Source organism: Dyadobacter sp. CY351 (assembly GCF_021502625.1).
Taxonomy (GTDB): domain Bacteria; phylum Bacteroidota; class Bacteroidia; order Cytophagales; family Spirosomataceae; genus Dyadobacter; species Dyadobacter chenhuakuii.
The window spans coordinates 22,975-45,317 of record NZ_JAKFFU010000013.1 but is presented as its reverse complement, the minus strand read 5'-3'; the positions used below and the strand labels follow the sequence as shown (position 1 = coordinate 45,317).

Annotated in this window: 21 protein-coding genes and 1 pseudogene; 16 read left to right on the top strand and 6 right to left on the bottom strand. The window is 45.2% G+C overall.

Annotation, left to right across the window (positions count from 1 at the left end; genetic code table 11):
- The first annotated feature begins 162 nt into the window (after window positions 1–162).
- From L0660_RS22110 to lepB (L0660_RS22075), 8 genes and pseudogenes are all read left to right on the top strand, one after another.
- On the top strand, window positions 163–624 hold the full coding sequence (locus L0660_RS22110) for an Lrp/AsnC family transcriptional regulator (protein WP_233796093.1): 462 nt from the start codon (window positions 163–165) through the stop codon (window positions 622–624).
- A gap of 77 nt (window positions 625–701) precedes the next feature.
- Window positions 702–1,724, top strand: coding sequence for a radical SAM protein (locus L0660_RS22105; RefSeq protein ID WP_233796094.1), 1,023 nt, complete (start codon window positions 702–704; stop codon window positions 1,722–1,724).
- A gap of 165 nt (window positions 1,725–1,889) precedes the next feature.
- Complete coding sequence (locus L0660_RS22100; protein ID WP_233796095.1) at window positions 1,890–2,687, top strand: ParA family protein; 798 nt, start codon at window positions 1,890–1,892, stop codon at window positions 2,685–2,687.
- Window positions 2,688–2,712: 25 nt separating this feature from the next.
- A complete protein-coding gene (locus tag L0660_RS22095; RefSeq protein WP_233796096.1) occupies window positions 2,713–3,627 on the top strand; it encodes a ParB/RepB/Spo0J family partition protein in 915 nt (304 codons plus the stop codon).
- Between the two features lie 2 nt (window positions 3,628–3,629).
- Window positions 3,630–4,325, top strand: a complete 696-nt coding sequence (locus L0660_RS22090; protein ID WP_026630313.1) for a DUF5683 domain-containing protein — start codon at window positions 3,630–3,632, stop codon at window positions 4,323–4,325.
- A gap of 25 nt (window positions 4,326–4,350) precedes the next feature.
- Window positions 4,351–5,064: a 4-hydroxy-tetrahydrodipicolinate reductase gene (gene dapB, locus L0660_RS22085; RefSeq protein WP_026630312.1), complete on the top strand. Its 714-nt coding sequence runs from the start codon at window positions 4,351–4,353 to the stop codon at window positions 5,062–5,064.
- A gap of 32 nt (window positions 5,065–5,096) precedes the next feature.
- Window positions 5,097–6,233, top strand: coding sequence for a signal peptidase I (gene lepB, locus L0660_RS22080; RefSeq protein ID WP_235161357.1), 1,137 nt, complete (start codon window positions 5,097–5,099; stop codon window positions 6,231–6,233).
- 140 nt (window positions 6,234–6,373) lie between these two features.
- A pseudogene (gene lepB / locus L0660_RS22075) lies at window positions 6,374–7,551 on the top strand (signal peptidase I).
- 51 nt (window positions 7,552–7,602) lie between these two features.
- On the opposite strand, the gene L0660_RS22070 reads toward lepB (L0660_RS22075), so the two are convergent.
- On the bottom strand, window positions 7,603–9,426 hold the full coding sequence (locus tag L0660_RS22070) for an alpha-amylase family glycosyl hydrolase (RefSeq protein WP_235161356.1): 1,824 nt from the start codon (window positions 9,424–9,426) through the stop codon (window positions 7,603–7,605).
- A gap of 83 nt (window positions 9,427–9,509) precedes the next feature.
- Between L0660_RS22070 and dprA the strand changes: the two genes are divergently transcribed.
- Both dprA and L0660_RS22060 read left to right on the top strand, forming a co-directional pair.
- Window positions 9,510–10,634: a DNA-processing protein DprA gene (gene dprA / locus L0660_RS22065; RefSeq protein WP_235161355.1), complete on the top strand. Its 1,125-nt coding sequence runs from the start codon at window positions 9,510–9,512 to the stop codon at window positions 10,632–10,634.
- Complete coding sequence (locus L0660_RS22060; RefSeq protein ID WP_235161354.1) at window positions 10,635–11,267, top strand: helix-turn-helix domain-containing protein; 633 nt, start codon at window positions 10,635–10,637, stop codon at window positions 11,265–11,267.
- A 62-nt stretch (window positions 11,268–11,329) separates the two neighbouring features.
- Here L0660_RS22060 and L0660_RS22055 read toward each other — a convergent pair whose 3' ends face one another.
- The gene (locus tag L0660_RS22055; RefSeq protein ID WP_026630306.1) at window positions 11,330–11,758 is read right to left on the bottom strand and encodes a peptidylprolyl isomerase; all 429 of its coding nucleotides are present in this window, start codon (window positions 11,756–11,758) and stop codon (window positions 11,330–11,332) included.
- 70 nt (window positions 11,759–11,828) lie between these two features.
- Entirely contained in the window at window positions 11,829–13,304 is a 1,476-nt protein-coding gene (gene proS, locus L0660_RS22050; RefSeq protein WP_235161353.1) for a proline--tRNA ligase, read from the bottom strand.
- Window positions 13,305–13,485: 181 nt separating this feature from the next.
- Between proS and L0660_RS22045 the strand changes: the two genes are divergently transcribed.
- Together L0660_RS22045 and L0660_RS22040 are read left to right on the top strand one after the other, a co-directional pair.
- Complete coding sequence (locus L0660_RS22045; RefSeq protein WP_233796104.1) at window positions 13,486–14,772, top strand: hypothetical protein; 1,287 nt, start codon at window positions 13,486–13,488, stop codon at window positions 14,770–14,772.
- Between the two features lie 112 nt (window positions 14,773–14,884).
- The gene (locus L0660_RS22040) at window positions 14,885–16,438 is read left to right on the top strand and encodes a hypothetical protein (protein ID WP_235161352.1); all 1,554 of its coding nucleotides are present in this window, start codon (window positions 14,885–14,887) and stop codon (window positions 16,436–16,438) included.
- Window positions 16,439–16,517: 79 nt separating this feature from the next.
- Here the strand turns inward: L0660_RS22040 and L0660_RS22035 are convergent, their stop codons facing one another.
- The 3 genes from L0660_RS22035 to L0660_RS22025 are packed head-to-tail and all read right to left on the bottom strand — an operon-like array spanning window position 16,518 to window position 18,703.
- Entirely contained in the window at window positions 16,518–17,021 is a 504-nt protein-coding gene (locus L0660_RS22035; protein ID WP_235161351.1) for a shikimate kinase, read from the bottom strand.
- Between the two features lie 5 nt (window positions 17,022–17,026).
- A complete protein-coding gene (locus L0660_RS22030; RefSeq protein WP_235161350.1) occupies window positions 17,027–18,118 on the bottom strand; it encodes a BT_3928 family protein in 1,092 nt (363 codons plus the stop codon).
- Between the two features lie 39 nt (window positions 18,119–18,157).
- Window positions 18,158–18,703: a DUF1599 domain-containing protein gene (locus L0660_RS22025; protein ID WP_235161349.1), complete on the bottom strand. Its 546-nt coding sequence runs from the start codon at window positions 18,701–18,703 to the stop codon at window positions 18,158–18,160.
- Window positions 18,704–18,787: 84 nt separating this feature from the next.
- On the opposite strand from L0660_RS22025, the gene folP reads away from it, so the two are divergent.
- From folP to L0660_RS22005, 4 genes are all read left to right on the top strand, one after another.
- A complete protein-coding gene (folP, locus tag L0660_RS22020; RefSeq protein WP_235161348.1) occupies window positions 18,788–19,636 on the top strand; it encodes a dihydropteroate synthase in 849 nt (282 codons plus the stop codon).
- Between the two features lie 38 nt (window positions 19,637–19,674).
- Window positions 19,675–20,478: a diadenylate cyclase CdaA gene (gene cdaA, locus L0660_RS22015; protein WP_233796110.1), complete on the top strand. Its 804-nt coding sequence runs from the start codon at window positions 19,675–19,677 to the stop codon at window positions 20,476–20,478.
- A 105-nt stretch (window positions 20,479–20,583) separates the two neighbouring features.
- A complete protein-coding gene (gene rpsT, locus L0660_RS22010) occupies window positions 20,584–20,847 on the top strand; it encodes a 30S ribosomal protein S20 (protein WP_233796111.1) in 264 nt (87 codons plus the stop codon).
- Window positions 20,848–21,018: 171 nt separating this feature from the next.
- Window positions 21,019–22,299 (top strand): beta-propeller fold lactonase family protein, encoded by a 1,281-nt coding sequence (locus L0660_RS22005; RefSeq protein ID WP_235161347.1) that lies wholly within the window; start codon window positions 21,019–21,021, stop codon window positions 22,297–22,299.
- Window positions 22,300–22,343 lie beyond the last annotated feature (44 nt).

Here is a 22,343-nt window from a genome sequence, read left to right as displayed (position 1 = left end):
TTTTTAGTGTAGAATTTCGAAGTTCGCAAAAGTAGTTTTTGTAGAAAAAAGATGCTATCGGGAAGCATAAGGACAGTAAAAAAAACTATTTTTGATCACATTTGTAAGAAAATATTCGGCTTATAACTTCTCAAATGTAGACCGGGTAATAAAAAAAACTGTATGCAACCTGACCTCACGGATCGTAAAATAATGGATTTGCTGCAAACTGATTCTCAATTGACAATCAAGGAGATAGCGAGCAGGATTAATTTGTCGGTGACGCCCGTTCACGAGCGGATCCGCAAGCTGGAAAAAGAAGGCATCATTGATAAGTATGTTTGCCTCCTTAACCGCCGCAAGCTGGGCAAAGCGCTGGTGGTTTACTGTAATGTAACATTGGATAAACAGCGGAAGGAAAGCTTCGAGGATTTCAACCAGGCGATTGTACAAATGAGCGAAGTGCTCGAATGTTCGGTCGTTTCGGGAAACTTCGATTATATGCTTAAAGTGATCGTGGAAGATGCCGAGGCATACAATCAATTTTACCAGCACAAACTTTCTGCCCTTAAAAGTGTGTTACACATCAGCAGTTATTTCGTAATTTCCGAAATCAAGTACACGACGGGAATCTCGGTGGTGTAGCGCGGCTGCAACATTTCTTTTTGATTTCCCTGATTAATAGGCAGCTAGCATTTGCCAGTCGCCCAAAGCCACAAATAATGAATAAAAATTTTAAAGATGGGCTGAACCTGATGTCCAAGGTCACTCCCAAAAGGGCCTGGAACGCCATTCAGATACTAAGCAGTTATTTTTATTCAAAAGCAACGGGTAACCCGGTCCACTGGGGCATGCCGATCGCCATTTCTTTCGAACCAACCACTTCCTGTAATTTACGCTGTCCGGAGTGCCCGAGCGGCCTGCGGTCCTTCACACGCCCGACCGGGATGATGGAAGAAAAATTATATAAAAAGACTATTGACGAGCTTGCCGACACATTACTATACCTGATTTTTTACTTCCAGGGCGAGCCCTATCTGCACCCAAAGTTTTTTGAACTGGTTCAATACGCGCATGACAAAGGCATTTATACGGCTACTTCCACGAATGCACATTACCTGACGGACGAGAAAGCGAAGAAAACGGTCGAGTCCGGTTTGGATCGTTTGATTATTTCCATTGACGGCACCACGCAAGACGTTTATAAGCAATATCGCATTGGCGGGAATCTGGAAAAGGTTCTGGAAGGAACGCGCAACATTATCAAATGGAAAAAGGAGCTGAAATCGGCCACGCCACATGTGATTTTCCAGTTTTTGGTAGTTAAACCAAATGAGCACCAGATTGAAGATGTGAAAAAACTGGCTGAGGAAATGGGTGTGGATGAAGTGGGTTTGAAAACGGCTCAGATCTATGACTATGAAGAAGGTTCGGACCTTATCCCGACCATTGACAAATATTCCCGCTACGAAAAAGCCGAAAGCGGCCGCTATTCAATCAAAAACAAATTTGTAGACCATTGCTGGAAGATGTGGCATTCGTGCGTGATCACCTGGGATGGTGCCGTGGTGCCTTGCTGCTTTGACAAAGACGCCGAATATCAGCTCGGCGATATGAAGCGCGAGACATTCCGCCAGCTTTGGAAAGGCAAAAAATACAGCGACTTCCGGGCATCACTGATCCGCTCGCGTTCGGAGATTGAAATGTGTAAAAACTGCACCGAAGGAACGCAGGTCTGGGCGTGAAACACTTCTCAAAAAGGCTTTGTTTTTATTTTTAATTAAATAATAATGTCAACTAACTAATTGAATGGCAGTTGCTTGAATGATTTATTTAAAACTCCGTGGAACATTTTTTGGTGAATTGCCCCGAATAATAGAAATTTGACCTTGGGTAACTCAAATGAATACATGGGCAAAGTAATTGCAATTGCAAACCAAAAGGGAGGAGTAGGAAAAACGACAACTGCCATTAATCTGGCGGCTAGTCTGGCGGCGCTGGAATTCCGTACGCTTATCATAGACGCTGACCCACAGGCCAATTCAACTTCCGGACTTGGTTTCAATCCGCAGGAGATGGAAAACAGCATTTACGAATGCATGGTGGAGCAGGCGAAAACGGCGGACATTATCCTGGAAACCGATTTTCCGAATCTAAATTTATTACCCTCACACATTGATCTCGTAGGTGCGGAAATAGAGATGATCAATCTCAAAAACCGCGAACAGCGCATGAAAGACGCTATTGCCGAGATTCGCGAAGACTACGATTTTATCATTATAGACTGTTCGCCCTCGCTAGGGCTTATCACGATCAACAGCCTTACCGCGGCCGATTCGGTCATTATCCCGGTTCAATGTGAATATTTTGCATTGGAAGGATTGGGTAAGTTGTTGAATACCATCACCATTATTCAATCCCGTCTCAACACAGGACTGATCATTGAAGGCATCCTGCTTACCATGTATGACCTGCGGCTCCGGCTTTCGAACCAGGTTGTGAACGAGGTGACCAGCCATTTTGAATCCCTGGTTTTCAACACCATTATCCCTCGAAATGTACGCATCAGCGAGGCGCCAAGCTACGGAATCCCCGTGATGGCGCAGGATGCGGACAGCAAGGGAGCGGTGAGCTATCTGAATCTGGCCAGGGAAATTCTTACTAAAAATGGTTTGCTGTCCTCGGACAGGTCGATGGGTGTAAACTGATAAATGATTGAATAGCGAGAAAGCAATGGAGAACAGTAAAGCCAAGAAAATGACAGGATTGGGAAGAGGCCTCGGAGCGCTTCTTCAGGATTCTGAAAAAGTAAATACGCACAGGACCAAAGAACGGCCGTCTTCAACGGACGTCGTAGGTTCGATGAGCGAAATTGATGTGAGCCTTATCGAGGCAAACCCTTACCAGCCCCGCACGAAATTCGATCAGGAATCCTTGCAGGAATTAGCGGATTCCATTCGCGTTCAGGGCATTATCCAACCCATTACCGTAAGACAATTGTCCGAAGACAGCTATCAGCTGATCTCTGGTGAAAGGCGTTTGCAGGCTTCCAGGTCCATTGGAATGACTGCCATTCCTGCCTACATAAGGACTGCCAATGACCAGCAAATGCTGGAAATGGCGCTGATCGAGAACATTCAGCGGGAAAACCTGAACTCGATAGAAATTGCGCTCAGCTATCAGAGGCTGATTTTGGAATGTAACCTTAAACAGGAAGAACTGGGCGTTCGCGTGGGCAAGAACCGCACGACGGTCAACAACTATATCCGTTTGCTAAAATTGCCACCGGTAATCCAGGCCGCATTGCGCGACAACCAGATCAGCATGGGGCATGCACGTGCCATTATCACCATTAACAGCGATCAGAGTCAATTAAAGATTTTTAACAAAATAATTGAAGAGGGCTGGTCGGTGCGAAAAGTGGAAGAGGAGGTCAGAAAGCTGGGAATGATGAGTAATATCTCATTTGCGAGCAAAAAACAGGCAACAATTAATCAAGAAATTAAGTCGTTACAGTTTCAATTATCGTCCTTTTTCGGGGCTAAGGTTTCCGTAAAAAGCAATAATGACAACAAAGGCGAAATCAAGATCCCCTTTGCTTCTCAGGACGAGCTCAAAAAGATTCTGGAAACACTGAAATTTAAATAAGATTGAAAAACTGGTTTTGGCTTCTCGCATTGGTGTTGTTTTCGGTGGAAGCAATCGCACAAAAATCAAAAAAGGACACATTGCAACGCGGTGAGGCGCAGATTATCACAACAGATAGCACGCTAATTGGCGAAATAGATTCACTGACAGGGAAGAAAAAAGAAAAGAAATTTTTCCCGGTCCCAAAAACGGCGACAAGGCTTGCATTGATTCCGGGAGGAGGGCAGATCTATAACCGCGATTACTGGAAACTTCCTATCGTTTACATTGCTTTTGGAGGTGGATTGTATGCTTATTATCTCAACTCACTGAAATATCACGATTACCTGGACACTTACAGATCCTTTTATGATCTTGATCCAAACAGTCCGACTTACGGAAGCATTAAGAAAGGCTTAACACCAGATTCAACCAAGGCGATACGGGTTCGCAATTTGTTGAATACAAACAGTGAAATGACCGTAGCAACGCGTGACCAGGCTGCGAGAGGCAAAAATTACTGGCGACGCAATCGGGGTTTTGCTTTAATTGTGTCGGGTTTGATCTATACATTATCCATCGTCGAGGCGAACGTGGCGGCACATTTGAAGACATTCGATTTGTCGGAAGACCTTACATTAAGAGTCGAGCCGAAACTGAACCAACCTGCTATGCTGACGCCGACACCCGGAGTGAGGCTGGTTTTTAACCTAAAATAATTTAGTACAGAATAAATTTACGTTAATGAGGATTTTATTATTGGGATATGGAAAGATGGGAAAGACGATTGAAAAGATTGCACTCGAAAGAGGACATTCAATCGTAGGGAAAATTGACATTGATAACCGCTCGGAAATGGATGCATTGCAGCCTGCCGATGTGGATGTTGCCATTGAATTCAGTGCTCCCGAAGCTGCCTATCACAATATTACATACTGTTTGAAAAAAGGCTGGCCCGTAGTAAGCGGCACAACCGGCTGGCTCGAACACCGGGCAGAAATTGAAAAGCTTTGTGTGCAGCAAAACGGTGCTTTCTTTTATGCTTCCAATTACAGCATTGGTGTAAACCTTTTCTTTCGCCTCAACCGTCAGCTGGCCAGGCTGATGAACGGACATGGTTACGAGCAATACATGACCGAAATTCACCACATTCACAAGCTGGACGCGCCCAGCGGCACGGCAATCACACTCGCGGAAGCGATTACAGACGAGATAGACAACCTGGAAGGATGGAAACTGGCTCCTGAAACGGAAAGCGGTTACCTGCAAATTACCTCCAAAAGGGAGGGTGAAGTGCCCGGAACGCACATTGTACGCTATGAGTCGGAAGTGGATACCATTGAAATTTCACATACTGCGCACAGTCGGGCAGGTTTTGCATTGGGCGCCGTGGTTTCGGCCGAATGGCTTCCTGGCAGAAATGGTGTTTTTGGTATGAATGACCTCCTGAAAATCTAAATATAAACTCTTAACTATCAATTGATTATAGCATGGCTATTAATAAAGAAATGACTTCCCGAACTGCTCACACCGGCAAAAGAAAATCGCCGGTCAGAGAATGGTTCGATTCCATACTTTTTGCTGTTGTTGCCGCGACCTTGATCCGTTGGTTGTTTTTCGAAGCTTTTACAATCCCGACGCCGTCCATGGAGAACAGCCTTTTGGTAGGTGATTTCTTGTTTGTCAGCAAGCTGCATTATGGCACCAGGACGCCCAAAACGCCCCTGCAAGTGCCATTAACACATCAAACGATATGGGGAACCAGCATTCCTTCCTATTCAGATGCTATTCAATTGCCACAATATCGCCTGCCTGGTTTCAGCGAAGTGAAAAGGGGAGACGTTGTTGTTTTCAACTATCCGCCCGAACTGCAACATCCGGTTGATTTGAAAACAAATTACATCAAGCGATGCATGGGATTGCCCGGAGATAAGCTGGAAGTGAGGGATTTGCAGGTTTATGCCAATGGCACTGCGGTTGAAAATCCGGTTCGGATGGAGAATGAATATTTCGTTGCGACGACGACTTCTGTGAATGAGGAAAAAGTGTTTAAGGAAAACGGTATCTCGGAGTACAATGCGTATACTGAGAGCTTTAATGATACAATTCCTTCCAATGACCAAATGGGTTACCTGGTTTTCACAACTGTGGAAATTGCAGCTAAACTGAAAGCCTATGATTTTGTAAAAGGCATTACATTGGTTAAATCATCGAAGGACATTAGCGAGCCCATGCTGTATCCGAATTCCTCTTTGTTCAAATGGAACCGCGATAATTACGGCCCTATCACCGTTCCCAAAGAAGGGGCGACCGTCCAGCTGAATCCTGAAAATATTGCGACATATGGTCCCGTCATCAAGAATTATGAAGGACTGGAAGGCGTGGAGTTTGATGAAAAATCTTTGAAAGTGGCTGGTAAGGCTGTTACAAGCTACACATTTAAGCAGGATTACTATTTCATGATGGGGGATAACCGTCATAATTCGGCTGATTCGCGTTACTGGGGATTTGTGCCGATGGATCACATAGTGGGAAAGGCGGTTTTTGTCTGGATGTCCATCGATCCAAATCCTACGAGCTTCTTTAATAAAATCAGATGGAACCGTTTGTTCCGTGTGATCAACTAAGCAGCAGATATTATACATGGAAATGGTAAGGAGCGCAACATGCGCTCCTTATTTTTTTTGATATATAAATAAACATTATATAACTATTAACTTGTTATTAAGATAAACATTATATTGCCAAGAAATTATAATTCGGCATTATGTCTGTCACTTCTATTCCTCGAAAGCCTCAACAAGTTAAACCTAAAAAATCTGCATTCCGGGAATGGCTGGATTCTGTGCTGTTCGCGGTTATTGCTGCAACATTGATCCGTTGGCTATTTTTCAGCGCTTTGTTATTCCTACATCTTCCATGGAGAATTCGCTTTTGGTAGGCGATTATTTGTTTGTGAGCAGGCTGCATTATGGCACAACCACACCCGTTACACCATTGCAAATGCCACTCACGCATCAAATGATCTGGGGCACGAAAATTCCGTCTTACCTGGATTGGATACAGCTGCCGCAGTACCGGCTTCCGGGATTTGCGGATGTGAAACGGGGCGATGTGGTAGTTTTTAATTTACCGGTGGAGCATCCCAATGCATATAATAAATACAGTTCCGTGCTGCCGGACCTGCATCCGCATCCGCTGGATCTGAGGTCCAATTATATCAAAAGATGTGTTGCTATCGCAGGGGATAAGCTCGAAGTAAGGGGTGGCCAGGTGTATGTGAATGGGGCAGCGCAAAAGAATCCGGTCCGGATGCAGAGTGAATATTTTGTGTCCACATCTACGCCGGTGAACGAACAAAATGTGTTTCGCAAAAATGGCATTACGGACTTCTCCCAATTCACGGAAACGTTTAACGACACCATTGCTTCCAATGATCAGTCGGGCTACATTATCAAGACAACCAGCGCGATTGCTGAGAAGTTGAAGGGTTTTGATTTTGTAAAAAGAATTGAGCCTATTTACAGCAGCAAAGGACTGAAAGAGCCTTTTCTATTTCCTAAGACGGATTTAATGTATTGGAATAAAGACAATTATGGCCCTATCATGGTGCCGAAAGAAGGATTGACCATTCCAATGTCTCCACTGAACATTGCCCTTTACGGAGAGATTATCAGAAATTATGACGGCAATGATAACGTAGAGATTAAGGAAGGGGAAATCCTTCAAAATGGAAAAGTGTTAACCGATTACACATTTCACCAGGATTACTATTTCATGATGGGCGATAACCGGCACAATTCAGCCGATTCAAGATATTGGGGATTTGTGCCCAAAGACCACATTGTTGGAAAAGCAGTTTTTGTATGGATGTCACTGGATCCCGATCCCGTTAGTTTTGTAAATAAAATACGCTGGGACCGGATTTTCAGGATAATTGAATAGCAAAAAAGACCGGTGATGAGCCGGTCTTTTGCATTTATCATAGGTTTATAATTAATCCTCCTGAGAGAATACAAGCACTGAATAAGGTGGGATTTGCAATTCTGCGTAAGCCGACAGACCGTCAAATTCACCATCCGTTGTTTCAATGTCAAACACACCCAGATGGGAGAATTCCGGATCGTATTGCTCATTGTCGCTGTTAAATCGCAAGTGCCATTTTCCGGCTCTTGGGAAACCAACTTTATAGTCATGGAATGTTTCAACTGAAAAATTCAGTACGACAACAACGCTGTCTTTTGGCCCGCCTTCACTCCAACGGTGCATCACGATCACTTTCTTGTCTTTATCGGCGCGAATGATCTCAACATTCTGTCCTTGCAGCCCTTTGGTTACACCGAACCAGTTCCGGCGCATATGGATCATATCACGGTGTAAATTTGCAAATCCACTGAATTTTTCCAGTCTTGACCAATCAATCGGGTCGCTGTCGGAAAACCATTTATCTTCTAACAAGGGTTGTCCCTGGAAAACCATTGGAATGCCTGGTGAAGTAAGCACCAGCGCAACGCCCAGAGCAGCGCGTTTTTTAGAATACCAGTTATTTACATCGCCATCTGCAATCTCTTCCGCCACGCGCGCCTGACCGTTAGCCACTTCGTCGTGTGATTCAGTATAAATAATGCGTTGAAAGGAATCTTCATTGTAACGGTGTGTTATCGCTTCAACAACATCTTCCATATTCCGGTCCTGATCGTTAGCGGTGATAATGGCTTCACGAACTGAATGCACAAACCTGGCATCCCATTGAGAACCGTAGCCCAGGCCTCCATCTTCGACAGAGTCCGTAATGAAGTCCAGCGAATGCATATCTTCTGCAATGGTAATGCAGTTTGGATAACATTCGCGAATGTCTTTATTGATCCATTGCATTAATGAAATGCCCTCAGGTATATCGTTACCAGGATTTCCGTCTGCTTTCACATTCCGTATGTAAGGGACCATATCCATTCTCAGTCCATCTACACGGAACTCGCGCAGCCACATCATGGCATTGTCATGAATGTATTGTCTTACTTCGCCACGGCCGTAATCCGGGCGGGTGCTGCCCCAAGGCGTTTCTGCACGCCAGTCGTTATAAAAGTAAATGCCGCCGCCATCGTTCTCATGCCATCCGTCAAATTGCCAGATGTCCAGGTCCGAAGGCCCGAAGTGGTTATATACCACGTCCAGGATAACGGCTATGCCGGCCTCATGTGCTGCTTTCACGAATGCTTTCAAGCCATCAGGGCCGCCGTAATCAGATTCTATTGCAAAAGGACTTGCGGGATTATATCCCCACGAGCGCGATCCTGGAAACTCAGAACAGGGCATTAATTCAACAGCGTTGAAACCCATGTCTTTGAGATATGGCAGCTTTTCAATAGCGGTGTATAACGTTCCGATTTGACCTTCTTCTTTCACATGGAATGTTCCAACGTGAAGCTCATATATAACCAGCTCGTGCCAGCTTGGAATTTCAAAACCAACATCCTGCCAATCGAAACTTGCGTGGTTGTAAACCACGCAGTTTCCGGCCGAGTTGGTCATCTTCAATGCATAAGGATCGTTTCTGTGCAATTCTCCGGATGGTGTCTGTAAAACAAACTTGTATTCATCACCTTCCTTCGAATTCTCTATAAGTGCACCCCAATGTCCGTTTTCTTCTTGTGAAAGGGGATTTGCATCTGCTTTCCAATCATTAAAAGTCCCCACTACCGAAACACTTTCAGCGTGTGGCGCCCACACCCTGTAATAAACTCCTTCCGGGTAGCACGTCGCACCCATTCCTTCAAAACTCTGAACCGGTTCTGTTTCAGCGGCCTGTAAATTATCCATATTCCCTTTGAGGATTTTTGTTATTTTTGATTTATCTTCATTACGTATATAGGCAAATTGTATGCCACTCAAAACACACTATCATGTTGGAATTAACAGAGTACGAAAAGATCTGTACACTCGCGCTTATACACACGCCCGGAGTCGGCGCAGTTACCATCCGGCAGCTAATCAGTCATTGCGGCGGCGCGGAGAAAGTTTTTAAATCGGATTACCGAAAACTCATCCACATTCCCGGGGTTGGCGATAAAGTAGCCAGGGCGATATTAAACAAGGAATCGCTTGGAATGGCTGAAAAAGAATTCCTCAGCTGCAAGAATACTACAACCAACCTTCACTTCTTTTTTGACCCGGCTTATCCGGCCAGACTGAAATCGCTTTACGATTCACCCATTGTCCTTTACTCACGCGGCAATTTTGACTTTAATATGAGCCGGACGGTGGGCATCGTCGGGACGCGGCAGGTGAGTGACTATGGGAAATCGGTGACGGAAACCATTATCAAGGAGCTGGAACCTTATCATGTAATGGTCGTAAGCGGCCTGGCATTTGGTGTGGATATCACCGCCCACCGGGCCTGTCTGAAGCACAATATGCCCACGATCGGCGTCATGGCGAGCGGCCTGGACGTCATCTATCCTTTTGCCCACAAAAAAACAGCATTCGAAATGCAGGAAAATGGTGGCCTTGTTACCGAGAATGCACTTGCTACCAAACCTGATTTTATGAGATTTCCTGCAAGGAACCGAATCATTGCGGGGCTGAGTGATGTTACCATTGTGGTAGAGTCGGCGCGGAAGGGCGGCAGCCTGATTACGGTCGAATTTGCTCAGAATTACCACAGGGATGTTTACGCAGTGCCCGGCATGCTGGGCAGCGTGCATTCAGAAGGTTGTAACTTTCTGATCCGGGACAACAAAGCGTCCATATTCACGTCTGTTGAGGATATGGCGGTGGCAATGGGCTGGGAGCAGGCAGGAGACGAGCCTGCGGAAGTTCGTCCGGTCCAGATGCAGGCAAGCTTTGAAGGGTTTACACAGGACGAAAGCCAGATATTGGCATTGCTCCGGCAGAAAGGCATTATGCAAGTTGACGAACTTTCCTGGCATGCCGGAATGCACTTGAATAAACTGGCGGCGTTGTTGCTTAACCTGGAATTCCAGGGAATGGTGCGATCGCTGCCAGGGAAAAAATATGGATTGATTTAAATGCGCGAAAAAAGCATCATACAGATTATCAAAGAAGGAGAAGGGCTTACGACCGAATTTAAAAGGACGATTGACAGCCCGTACAAGATTGCTAAAACCATTGTATCGTTCGCCAACACCTCCGGCGGCAGCCTGTTGATCGGGATTGCCGATTCGGGCGCGATCCTGGGCGTTGGTTCCGAGCTGGCCGAGCTGAAAAAGCTGGAAACGGCCACGGGTAAATTGATTGAGCCGAAGCTGACGATCCGGATAAAATCTGCGTTACTTGACGGAAAAAAGGTGATGCAGGTGGATGTTGACGAAAGCCCCGACAAGCCACATTATGCGGTGAATGAGAAAGATATGCGGATCATTTACATTCGGGTAAAGGACAAAAGCATTCCCATTCCAAAACTGCTCATGCAGGGAGAAACCGATGCGGACCTGGAAAAACTATTGGCATCCAGACATATAAAGACACTGATCACTTATCTGCGGGAGCAGGACTCGGTAACAGCCAAAGTTTTTTCACGGATCATTAATATTTCCGAAAAACGGGCGGAACGAATGCTGCATGATCTGGCAGAGAAACAGGTGCTGCTTAAAATCTCCCGCAACAAACCCGAAGCATTCAGTCTGAAATTAGCCAAATAAAAAAGCATAAAGCCAGACATTCATCTGACTTTATGCTTTTAACTTCTAATTTTCTACACTTATTAGTTGATCCCAACCAATTCAAGCTCAAAAATCAGGTCCTGACCTGCTAATGGGTGATTGGCATCCAGAATGACATATTCTTCTGTCACTTCTTTCACCACAACCGGGATAACCTGTCCGCCATCCTGATGCATATTAAGCGTTCCGCCCACTTCCAGAGGAATGTCGGCAGGAATTTGTGAGCGTTCGAAATTGATAACCATATCCTCATTTACAGGGCCGTAAGCTTCTGCATTCGGGATGTGAATGGTCTTTTTATCACCGATTTCCATGCCTGTAACGCCATCATCAAAACCTTTGATAACCTGACCGCTACCCAGCTTGAAATTTAACGGATCGCGTCCTTCCGAAGAATCAAAAAGTTGTCCGTCTGTCAAAGTCCCTTTGTAATGGACCTGTACATTGTCACCTGCCTGCGCCTGCTTCATCTTGTAAATCTTAAATGGTTAAAAATGCCTTACTAACAGCGGAAAATGAACTGTTTTCGGATTGATAAAATTAATATGCCCGGGCAAAAACGACTCTTCCTGCCGAAGGCTTTCCTGAGTAAATACAAACGCCGGATTCTTTCACCTGATCCAATGGGATGCAGCGGATTGTAGCCTTAGTTTCTTCTTTGATCTTTTCCTCAGTTTCTGATGTGCCGTCCCAATGCGCCAGAATAAACCCGCCTTTGGAATCGAGCACTTTATTGAATTCTTCAAACGAATCGACCTTTGTCGTGTTCTCTTCGCGGAATGCGAGCGCCTTGTTGTAAATGGATTCCTGAATGTTGTCCAGCAACGACTGGATGAATTCGGCAATGCCTTCCAGCGAAACCGTTTCCTTTGTTTTGGTATCCCTGCGTGCAACCTCCACCGTTCCGTTTTCGAGATCGCGTGCACCCATAGCAAGACGCACGGGAACGCCTTTCAGTTCATACTCGGCAAATTTATAACCAGGTTTATAGGCATCACTGTTGTCAAATTTCACACTGATCCCCAGTTTTTTAAGCTCCTTGGAAATTTCCTTTACCTTTTCAGAAATTAAATTCAGCTGCTCCTCATTTTTATAAATTGGAACAATCACCACTTGGATAGGGGCTAGTTTCGGAGGCAAAACCAATCCGGCGTCATCAGAATGCGCCATGATTAGTGCGCCCATTAACCGCGTGCTCACGCCCCATGAAGTTCCCCATACATATTCCAGCTTGCCATCTTTATCCTGAAATTTGACGTCAAAAGCATTCGCAAAATTTTGTCCCAAATAATGAGAAGTTCCGGCTTGCAAGGCCTTCCCGTCCTGCATCAAAGCTTCAATGCAATATGTATTAACTGCTCCTGCAAAACGCTCGTTAGCCGTTTTTACGCCTTTAACAACTGGAAGCGCCATCCATTCCTCAGCGAATTGCGCATATATTTCCAGCATTTGTTCTGTTTCTGCAATGGCTTCTGCGGAGGTTGCATGCGCCGTATGGCCTTCCTGCCACAAAAATTCGGTGGTCCTTAAAAACAACCGCGTGCGCATTTCCCAGCGAACCACATTGGCCCATTGGTTAATCAGCAAGGGCAGGTCGCGGTAGGATTGGATCCAGTTCTTATAAGTGCTCCAGATCACCGTTTCCGAAGTAGGACGAACGATCAGTTCTTCTTCCAGTTTCGCGTCCGGATCCACAATGACTCCTTTTCCATCGGGATCGTTTTTGAGGCGATAATGCGTCACAACAGCGCATTCCTTGGCAAAGCCTTCCACGTGTGAAGCCTCTTTGCTAAGAAATGATTTTGGTATGAAAAGCGGGAAATAAGCATTGGAATGGCCTGTTTCCTTAAACATATCATCCAAAGCACGCTGCATCTTCTCCCAGATCGAATAACCATACGGCTTGATCACCATACAGCCTCTCACTGCGGAATTTTCGGCCAGGTCGGCCCTTTTTACTAACTCATTGTACCATTCGGAGTAATTTTCACTTCGGGTTGGTAAGGCTTTACTCATTATTAGGATTATTTGATTAATGAAAAGGAGTATATCGTTATGCTCACCCTGTTTTTTCGCGAGTTGCAAAGATAGTTTTTTATGTTAACTTTGGAATTAATGTATTGTAACGGACGTTTACTTAGTACTTAGGAACGAAATTTTATATATATTAGCAACAAACTTTTAATCCTTAAAAGCCATGACGATGATCAATAAAGCAAAATATCTTTCTTTGCTAGTGTTGCTGGGAGCTTGGGGATGTACCACAAATCAATATGTTTCACGATCAGGCGGTTATGATGACCTCTACGGAAATAACACCGGCCCTGGCGTAGTGAGAGGAGAACAGGGTGCAGATCAAGATATTTCCCGCTCAGACAATCCCGACTACGCCTATACAGGCAATGCGGATGAAGGAACAAGTGATTACTATGATGAGTCCTACTTGTCTTCAAGAAGTGTAAATCGCGCGCTTTCACCGGATCCAGGCTATAACGCCGGATTTGCAGACGGTTACGACCGCGGCGCATCCCGTTTTGCTAATCCTTACGGCTTTGGCGGTTTGGGTTCGTACTGGCCCGGAAGCATGATGAATCTTGGGTTCCAGTTCGGATATGGCAGAATTCGTCCTTACGTAGGTTTTGGAATGGGTTCAATGCTGGGATATGGCTACTCGCCCTGGGGGATGAACAGCATGTACGGATTCGGTTATGATCCATTTGGTTATAATGGTTTCGGTTACAATGGCTTCGGTTATTCTCCATGGGGCTATAATAGCATGTACGGGTACGGTTATGATAGCTTCTACGGAGGTGGTTATGGCTATAATCCATGGGCTTACAGCCGTCCGGTTGTTGTAGTGAACAATTACGAAAGCAGAGGCCTGACCAGAACAGCCGGACCACGCGTGGTTGCCGGAACTAGTTCAAGGAGCAATGGCCGCTCTAACAGCAATGGAAATTATGTAGGTTCTCCGCGTAGTGCATCAGGTAACAGATCAGGCAGAAGTGCAGCAAACAGCACGATTTCAGCAAATGATACTTATTCTTCACCGCGGTCGTCAAGATCAGGTAACAGAACAGGCGTTGCAGATGCGGGAGGAAGAACAGCCGCTGGAAGTTCATACAACAGCAGCAGAGGTTCAAGCGAAGGTAACAATGTATATTACTCACGTCCACGCGCCAGTAGCGGAAGCAATTATTCTTCTGATGGCGTAACAACAAGAAGCTACCAGGCATCGCCAAGGTCTTCGAGAGGTTCAAGTGGCAGTACTTATACGGCACCTACGAGAAGCCAGTCTGACTATACTGCTCCGACAAGAAGTTATTCAACACCGAGCAGCAGAAGCGAGTCTTACTCAGCTCCTCAACGCACATACAGCCAGCCTACTTACAGCGCACCATCCAGAAGTTACAGTGCTCCTGCGAGCAGTGGCGGTGGTGGAGGCGGCGGGGCAACTCGTTCTTCTTCAAGAGGACCAAGATAATTGGCTGATAATTGCGCTTAAAATGAATTTCAAACCCTGCAAGATGTCATAATTTTGCAGGGTTTTCGTTTAATTAGTATTTGAACTAACTGTCGAATTCTTTATCTGAAACATGACTAAACCACTTCTTTGGGGCGCTGTGTTCTGTGCCCTTTTAACTTCCTCAACAACCTACGCGCAATACGCGACAGACGCTTTGCGATATTCCGAAAGTGACCAGACCGGATCAGCCAGATTCCAGTCCTTAGGCGGTAACCACGCTTCGCTGGGTGGTGACCCAAGCTCCATTCATGGCAACCCGGCCGGGTTGGGATTTTATACCAGATCCGAACTTACATTCAGTCCGGGAATCACGCCCAGCAACACGAAAACCAGCTATTTGGGCGATAAAAACTCGGCAAACAAAGGGAATTTGAACATTGCACAGGCTTCGTTGGTAATAGCCAGCCAGCCGGGTTTTCAGCGCAAGTGGAAACGCTCTTCATTGGGTATATCGTTTTCGCGACAGCAGTCATTCCGGGACCATTATACATTCTCGGGCCCTAATGACAAGAGTGCCTTTGTAGATAAAGTGGTTGAAGATGCCAATGCTAACAAAGTTTCTATCCAGCAGCTTGACGCAGACTTTGAGGGCAACGCTTCCAATGGCGGTCCGATGGCCTACTCGCTGCCTGCGGCTTATTATCAAATGTATCTGATAAGCCCATCGTCAGAAGCCGGGCCTCCTTATAATGCGCTTGATAAAAACAGCGTCGTGGACCAGTTCGGGACTTATACGGCAACCGGCGCGAATACGCAATGGACGATCGCCTATGCAGGTAATTATAATGATAAACTGTACATCGGTGCCAACTTCGGTTTCAGCAGGATCAGATATAATTACGACCGTACCTTTCAGGATAGTTATGTGAACAGTCCGGAGTTGATCTACACCCAACAAAATGAGGCTTTGACCGTAACTGGCAACGGGGTGAATTTTGCTCTTGGTGTTATTTATAAGGTTAACCCTGTTTTCCAGCTTGGCGGTGTGCTTACCAGTCCAACATTCAGCTCTATCAAAGAGACTTTTACACAAAATGTCAGCGCGGAATTTGTTGATGACCGTGTAACCGGACCGGATGGAACATTGATCCAGCCTCCCTATTTGAACCTGCCAATCGCACCCAATGACTTTGTGTATTCGTTGAGAAGTCCGCTAAAAGCAAACTTTGGAGCAACATTCTTTGTACAAGACAGAGGTTTCATAACCGGATCTGTGGAATACCAGGATTACAGTGCCATGGGTGTTCGGACAAATTACCTGAGCAGCAGTGACAACTCTGCATTTAAGTCCAATACAAAAGCTGAACTTAGAGACACATTCCGCAGCTCTTATAATTTCAGATTAGGCGGTGAGTTCAGGGCGAATTTGTTCCGGGCAAGGCTTGGCGCTGCTTATATCGGCGATCCTTACCAAAACAATGACGGAATTAAAAGAGATAAGCTGCTGTTTTCAGCCGGAGTTGGCATTCGTAAAGACAGGTTTTTTGCCGACCTCAGCGGAACAATGAGCACATTCAAATCCCTTTATACACCCTATGTTTTAAATAATCCCGAAAACTATGCGTCTGTTGAAGTGACACACAGGCCGGTAAATGTTGTAATGACTTTTGGGATGAATTTCTAAAAACGATTTCAGCTGTAAATGAAAATGCCCTCAACCAGTGATCCACTTGTTGAGGGCATTTTTCTGTTATGCAGATTTTCTACAATAACGGATGAAGCATTTCTAGTAAATGATTTGCTTCAATTTCACCTTTTATAACAATGTCTGCTTGTGAATAAAACGGCAGGCGCTCATCGATTTTGTTCTGTAATGTTTCTTCAAGCGAAGTTGCTCCCGACAAAATAGGACGATCGTCCTTGCCGTGGCTGCGGATCCTTTTGGCCAGGCTGGAAGCAGGAACATCCAGAAATACGCTGATGCCCATTCCCTTAATAAAAGCCATATTATCATGAAAACAAGGTGTTCCTCCGCCCGATGCCAGCACGATGCCGTGCTGTGAAGCTTGTTCCTTCAAGATACGGCTCTCTACTTCACGGAAGTACGGTTCTCCCTTTTGTGCAAACAAGCCAGGAATGTCGCTTTGCTGATCCTTTTCAATCAATTTATCCAGATCAACAAACTTGTAACCCAGCAGTCTCGCCAGCTTTTTACCCAATGTCGATTTGCCGGACGACATCATACCGACTAATATGACATTCTTCATGCTCATTATTTTACCAGATCAATGACTTCCTCTGCGTCCGGCGTATCGTTATAATGCCATTTTCCTTTTACTATGCCGTCCTTCAAAAGCCACAAGCCAGGATTGGACCTGGAAATGGTTTTTAAAACCGTGGCATCCACATAATAGTAAGGAGCATTGAGCTGATGCGCCGCCAGGAATTTTACAATTTCTTCACTATTGCCTGATGTAAGGATAATGGGTTCTACACCCTTCGTTTTTACCCTGTTAATGAGCTTATTAATGTCTGGCAAGGCAGCAGTATTAATGTCTGTCAGGTTTTTAATGATCAGGAAAAGCTTCTTGCCTTTGAATGTTTCCTCGGTATAATCGCCTGCATCATTCCAAACTTTGTAATCTGTTATTTTGGGCTTTGCGTCCTCATTCAGCACAACCATTTCCTTGAAAATCAATGTGGTATCACTTGGATATTTTTCAAACTCAACTTCTTTGCCGCCTTTATCAAAAATATACAGATAGCGCAATGGCTCGGAAGGTTTCAGTTGGGCCGGAATGCTGGCGCCGACGCGGTAGGGGAGCAGGTCCAGAATGGGCAGATGCCTTAATGCGTAAACAGCAATGCCGAGCGAAGCAATGGTCGAAATGACGACGATAATGCCGGTGGGCAATGCTTTGAATTTCTTTCGGTAAAAGACGATGATCAGGATCAGCGCAAGCAGGAAAATGTCTTTTCCAAACGAAGTCCAGGGCGTGAGCTTGATCGCCGCGCCGAAGCAGCCGCAATCCGTTACTTTATTGAAATAAGCTGAATAAAATGTCAGGAAGGTAAAAAATACAATGATCAGCAGGAGCGACCAGGCGGTTGTTCTGGGTTTATATCCTACAAGCAGCGCAATGCCCAGCACCACTTCGGCCGTGCACAGAAACACCGAAAAGTAAAGCGCCAGCGGAACAAGCGCCATGAAAAAGTCATGGAACTGGGGCAGGTCCATTGCAAAGACTTCGAAATACTCTTCCAGCTTGTATTGCGTTCCAACGGGATCATTCAGCTTGATCAGGCCTGAAAAAATGAAGAGTAAGCCAACAATAACGCGTGAGATCTGAGCAAGAATTTTCATTTCAAAAATTTTAGGAATGCCAGTAACGACGATACCGGATCAATTGGTTTGCAAAGCATTGGATTTGATCAAACAAAAGACAGAATAGTTGATAATGTCCTGGTAACCAGCTTTAACTCCCTCAGAAACAAGGGTTAATCCCTGATTATCCTCGATCTGCTTGATCCTTAATAACTTCATGAGAATGATATCTGTCATAGAACTAACGCGCATATCGCGCCAGGCTTCGCCGTAATCATGATTTTTATTAAACAGCAATTCCTTCACTTCGTTCACTTGCTGATTGTATAATGTCGTCAGTTCAGTGTCATTGATCTCCTGCTTCTGCTCAATAGAGGCGATCTGGATCAATGCCATGACGCAATAATTGATGATTCCGATGAATTCTGAGGAAACATCTTCATCCACTTTCTGCATGCCTTTTTCCTGAATGGTGCGGATGCGCTGCGCTTTGATGAATATCTGGTCGGTAAGGGAAGGGATGCGTAGTATGCGCCAGGATGTCCCGTAATCTTTATTTTTTTTTGCGAAAAGATCTTGGCAATACTGAATGATTTCCTGATATTCCGATTCTGTGGATTTCACTGCGTAAAATTGGTTTACTGCTTAATAGACAAGAAAATCAAACACTTTGATAATCACTTCCTTGTCTGGATTTAACAAGATTTTATGTTGCAAGTTAGCAAAAAAACGCTCAACATCAGGGGCAAACTGCTCGATCTGTCCACACCAGCCGTGATGGGGATTCTCAACATTACACCCGATTCATTTTACGAAGGAAGCCGGATGCGATCGGAAGATGAATTACTCTCAAAAGCAGGTCAGATGCTGGCTGAGGGCGCTATAATGGTCGATATTGGCGGATATTCCACACGTCCCGGTGCAAAGGTAGTAGAGGCAGCCGAAGAGTCGGACCGGGTGGAGTCGGCTGTGGTGCCACTGAATAAAAATTTCCCTGAACTGATTATTTCTGTCGATACATTTCGGTCCGAAGTAGCGAGGCGGGCAATAGAAACAGGTGCCCACATCGTTAATGATGTTTCCGGAGGAACTCTGGACGATCAGATGTTTGATGTTGTCAGCACATTACGCGTTCCTTACATATTAATGCATATGCGCGGAACGCCACAAACGATGAGCACGATGACCACTTATAATCAGCTCGTTCCGGATGTTTTGAAAGATTTGAAAGGGAAGATAGACAAGCTGAGATCCTTGGGCGTTGCGGACATTATTGTGGATCCGGGTTTCGGATTTGCCAAGAATACGGAACAGAATTTCGAGTTGATGCATCATTTGTCAGCATTCAGCTTGCTGGACTGCCTGCTTCTGGTTGGCATTTCGCGGAAAGCAACCATTTATAAAACGTTAGGCATATCTGCTGCGGAAGCATTAAATGGTACGTCTGTGATGAATTCAATGGCTTTGGAACGAGGGGCTTCCATCATTCGGGTGCACGATGTTAGGCCCGCTGCGGAAGCTGTTAAACTGTGGATGGCTACTTCAAGTGTAAATTAAAAAGAGTAATTTAGTCGCGAAATAATATTGATTTTCTTATGCGTGTGGGTTTTTTAAACATCAATTGGGCTGATGTCCTGGATGTTTTTTTGGTGGCCATCCTTCTTTATCAGGTTTTTACACTGGTCCGTGGAAGCATCGCGAGCCGGGTTTTTCTGGGTTACCTGTTTGTTTACGTGTTTTATCTGGTGGTAAAAGGACTGGGACTGGGCTTACTCACCGCTATCCTGCAATATTTCATGGGCGTGGGAGCCGTTGCACTGATCGTGATTTTTCAGCAGGAAATCCGGCGGTTTTTGCTCATTATAGGTAAGTCGACCATTTATACCAATAATGGTTTGCTTAAAAAAATGATGGGCAATTCTGTGCTGGACCTGAAAGGCAAAAATTTGAAAGAGATTGTCGATGCTTCCAAAACCATCGCCGCCAATTTTACCGGGGCACTCATAGTTATCAACAAGCGCGACGATCTGGGCAAGTTTGTGGAGACGGGTGAACTATTGGATGCGCGCGTTTCCAAGCCGCTGCTGGTTTCTTTATTTAATCAATATAGTGAGCTGCATGACGGCGCTATTATCATTGTAGACGGTATTTTGAAAGCGGCCAGGTGTGTTTTACCGGTTGCTGACGGCATCGATGTTCCATCGTCGCTGGGATTCAGGCATCGTGCTGCCATGGGCATGAGCGAGGCCACGGACGCCATTGTGATCGTTATTTCGGAGCAGACAGGTAAAATTTCGCTTGCTGTGGAAGGTGAGCTGCACAGCAACATTCCTTATTCTGAATTGGAAAACCGCATAGAAGAATATCTGAATTCGGATGTGCAACGTATGCCCAAGTGAGTATTGTAAGGTTTAGCAAATATATTTACAGCTAAATTTGGCATTTCAACAAGCAATTTCTATTTTTGCAAACCGAATAGAAGAAGAGAAAATTATCATTACAAAATGGCAAATCATAAATCAGCATTAAAAAGAATCCGCGCTAACGAAACAAAGCGTTTGCGTAATCGCTACCAACACAAAACTACACGTTCATACATAAAGAAATTGCGTGATACGACCGATAAGGCAGTAGCTGTTGAAGTTTACAAAACTGTATCTTCAATGTTGGATCGTTTGGCAAAGAAAAACATCATCCACAAGAAAAAAGCTTCTAACCAGAAGTCGAAATTGGCCAGATTGGTTAATTCAATTTCAGTTGCAGCATAATTTTTTGTAGCAAAGATTTTAGCCTCGGTAACGCTGTTATCGGGGCTTTTCTTTTTTTGTCGTATATTGCGGATTGAAAAAGAAACCTTGTAAGGCTTAAACCCTTTACAAGGTTTCTTTGGTTTAACCACCCTTTTAATAATGTAACCACCTTTAACTTAAATTCACTCTATGAAAAAAGTCGCATTATTTGCTGGTTTGGCAGCCTTGGGAGCAGTTCCGGCGATTGCCCAATCACCCATTAATTTTAATGCCCGGGGTTTGGTCGTTGTTTCAGATGCCGACATGGCAGCATCAGCGCTGGTCGATGGCAAGCTGTTGAGGGATAACACAGCAAAAGATCTGCTGACGACCATTAAATTTCCAGTTGAAAGAGGCAGTAAGGGATTTGGAAGCGCTATCGTATCCAATTCTGTGCTTGCATCTTCAAAGACATTAGCCGTCCCGGCCAACGGATCATTGGCATTCGTGCTGGACAGCAGGCTTCGCCCTGAGGACGGCGTAAGTGAGTATAAAGACGCGACGGCCGAATTTCCGGCTGGCGAAAAATTATTCGTCGTTGATATTGCCAACCTGGCAGCGCCGAAAGCTAAGTTTGGTTTTACAGTTGGTAAAAAACCGATTGCCATGGATGTGAACAAAAACGAGCTGATCTTAACCACCAATGAAGTGGGCAAAGAGCTTGTTTTTATTGAGGCAGCAGCAGACGGCAAACCGGCGCGTGTTCTGAACTTGCCGGCAACGATTGACACAACCAATAAAATTATAGACATTACCTGGCATCCGTCCGGTGATTTCATCGCATTTACACTTGATAACTCCAATGAAGTAGGACTTTATAAAGTGATCCGGGAAGCAGGGAAGTTGAAGAATGTGGAAATGGTTGGCAAGCCCGTAAAAGTGGGAGCAGAGCCTTCTTTTGGTAAATTTTCGGCAGATGGAAGGCATTATTTTGTGCTGGATACCAAGGCGGCATCACCTGGAAAAGGAACCGGGGACGGCGAAATCCATGTTGTTAACTTCTCTATGGATGGCGCGATCGAACATAAAGTAGCCGCGCAGGTTCCTGCCGGAACAAATACGGGATCGTTTGCAGTGAGCCCGGACGGCTCTATGCTCGTAACCGTCAATGCGGGCAAAAGCGGTGCACCCTGGACGGAAGCAGGTTCAGGAGCCGGCGCTTCGCTGACATTATATAAAGTTGCAGCGCCTACGGGCGCACTGACAAAAGTGGCTGATTATCCGTTTGAAGGCATTTATCCGCAAAGCGTTGCATTTGATAAGGATGGTTCAAATGTTGCCGTTTCTGTCTTTGAATATCTTGCTTATGGCACAGGAAATGGAGGAGTTGAGTTCTGGACGGTTGCAAAAGGCGATTCGCCTTCGCTCAAAAAACAGGGCGCGATGATCAGCGTTGGCAGAGGCGCCCATACATTGCGGGTTATTCCTTAATCTTATTTCAATATTTCTGTGAAGCGGACTGGTAATCACTGGTT

Bases quoted from the DNA above. Each gene is read 5' to 3' on its own strand.
- L0660_RS22060 (WP_235161354.1), top strand. From the start codon at position 10,635: ATGCGCGAAAAAAGCATCATACAGATTATCAAAGAAGGAGAAGGGCTT.
- dprA (WP_235161355.1), top strand. From the start codon at position 9,510: ATGTTGGAATTAACAGAGTACGAAAAGATCTGTACACTCGCGCTTATA.
- L0660_RS22035 (WP_235161351.1), bottom strand. From the start codon at position 17,021: ATGAAGAATGTCATATTAGTCGGTATGATGTCGTCCGGCAAATCGACA.
- lepB (WP_235161357.1), top strand. From the start codon at position 5,097: ATGGCTATTAATAAAGAAATGACTTCCCGAACTGCTCACACCGGCAAA.
- L0660_RS22055 (WP_026630306.1), bottom strand. From the start codon at position 11,758: ATGAAGCAGGCGCAGGCAGGTGACAATGTACAGGTCCATTACAAAGGG.
- L0660_RS22110 (WP_233796093.1), top strand. From the start codon at position 163: ATGCAACCTGACCTCACGGATCGTAAAATAATGGATTTGCTGCAAACT.
- folP (WP_235161348.1), top strand. From the start codon at position 18,788: ATGTTGCAAGTTAGCAAAAAAACGCTCAACATCAGGGGCAAACTGCTC.
- L0660_RS22070 (WP_235161356.1), bottom strand. From the start codon at position 9,426: ATGGATAATTTACAGGCCGCTGAAACAGAACCGGTTCAGAGTTTTGAA.
- rpsT (WP_233796111.1), top strand. From the start codon at position 20,584: ATGGCAAATCATAAATCAGCATTAAAAAGAATCCGCGCTAACGAAACA.
- L0660_RS22045 (WP_233796104.1), top strand. From the start codon at position 13,486: ATGACGATGATCAATAAAGCAAAATATCTTTCTTTGCTAGTGTTGCTG.
- L0660_RS22100 (WP_233796095.1), top strand. From the start codon at position 1,890: ATGGGCAAAGTAATTGCAATTGCAAACCAAAAGGGAGGAGTAGGAAAA.
- L0660_RS22040 (WP_235161352.1), top strand. From the start codon at position 14,885: ATGACTAAACCACTTCTTTGGGGCGCTGTGTTCTGTGCCCTTTTAACT.
- L0660_RS22095 (WP_233796096.1), top strand. From the start codon at position 2,713: ATGGAGAACAGTAAAGCCAAGAAAATGACAGGATTGGGAAGAGGCCTC.
- L0660_RS22030 (WP_235161350.1), bottom strand. From the start codon at position 18,118: ATGAAAATTCTTGCTCAGATCTCACGCGTTATTGTTGGCTTACTCTTC.
- L0660_RS22005 (WP_235161347.1), top strand. From the start codon at position 21,019: ATGAAAAAAGTCGCATTATTTGCTGGTTTGGCAGCCTTGGGAGCAGTT.
- proS (WP_235161353.1), bottom strand. From the start codon at position 13,304: ATGAGTAAAGCCTTACCAACCCGAAGTGAAAATTACTCCGAATGGTAC.
- cdaA (WP_233796110.1), top strand. From the start codon at position 19,675: ATGCGTGTGGGTTTTTTAAACATCAATTGGGCTGATGTCCTGGATGTT.
- dapB (WP_026630312.1), top strand. From the start codon at position 4,351: ATGAGGATTTTATTATTGGGATATGGAAAGATGGGAAAGACGATTGAA.
- L0660_RS22105 (WP_233796094.1), top strand. From the start codon at position 702: ATGAATAAAAATTTTAAAGATGGGCTGAACCTGATGTCCAAGGTCACT.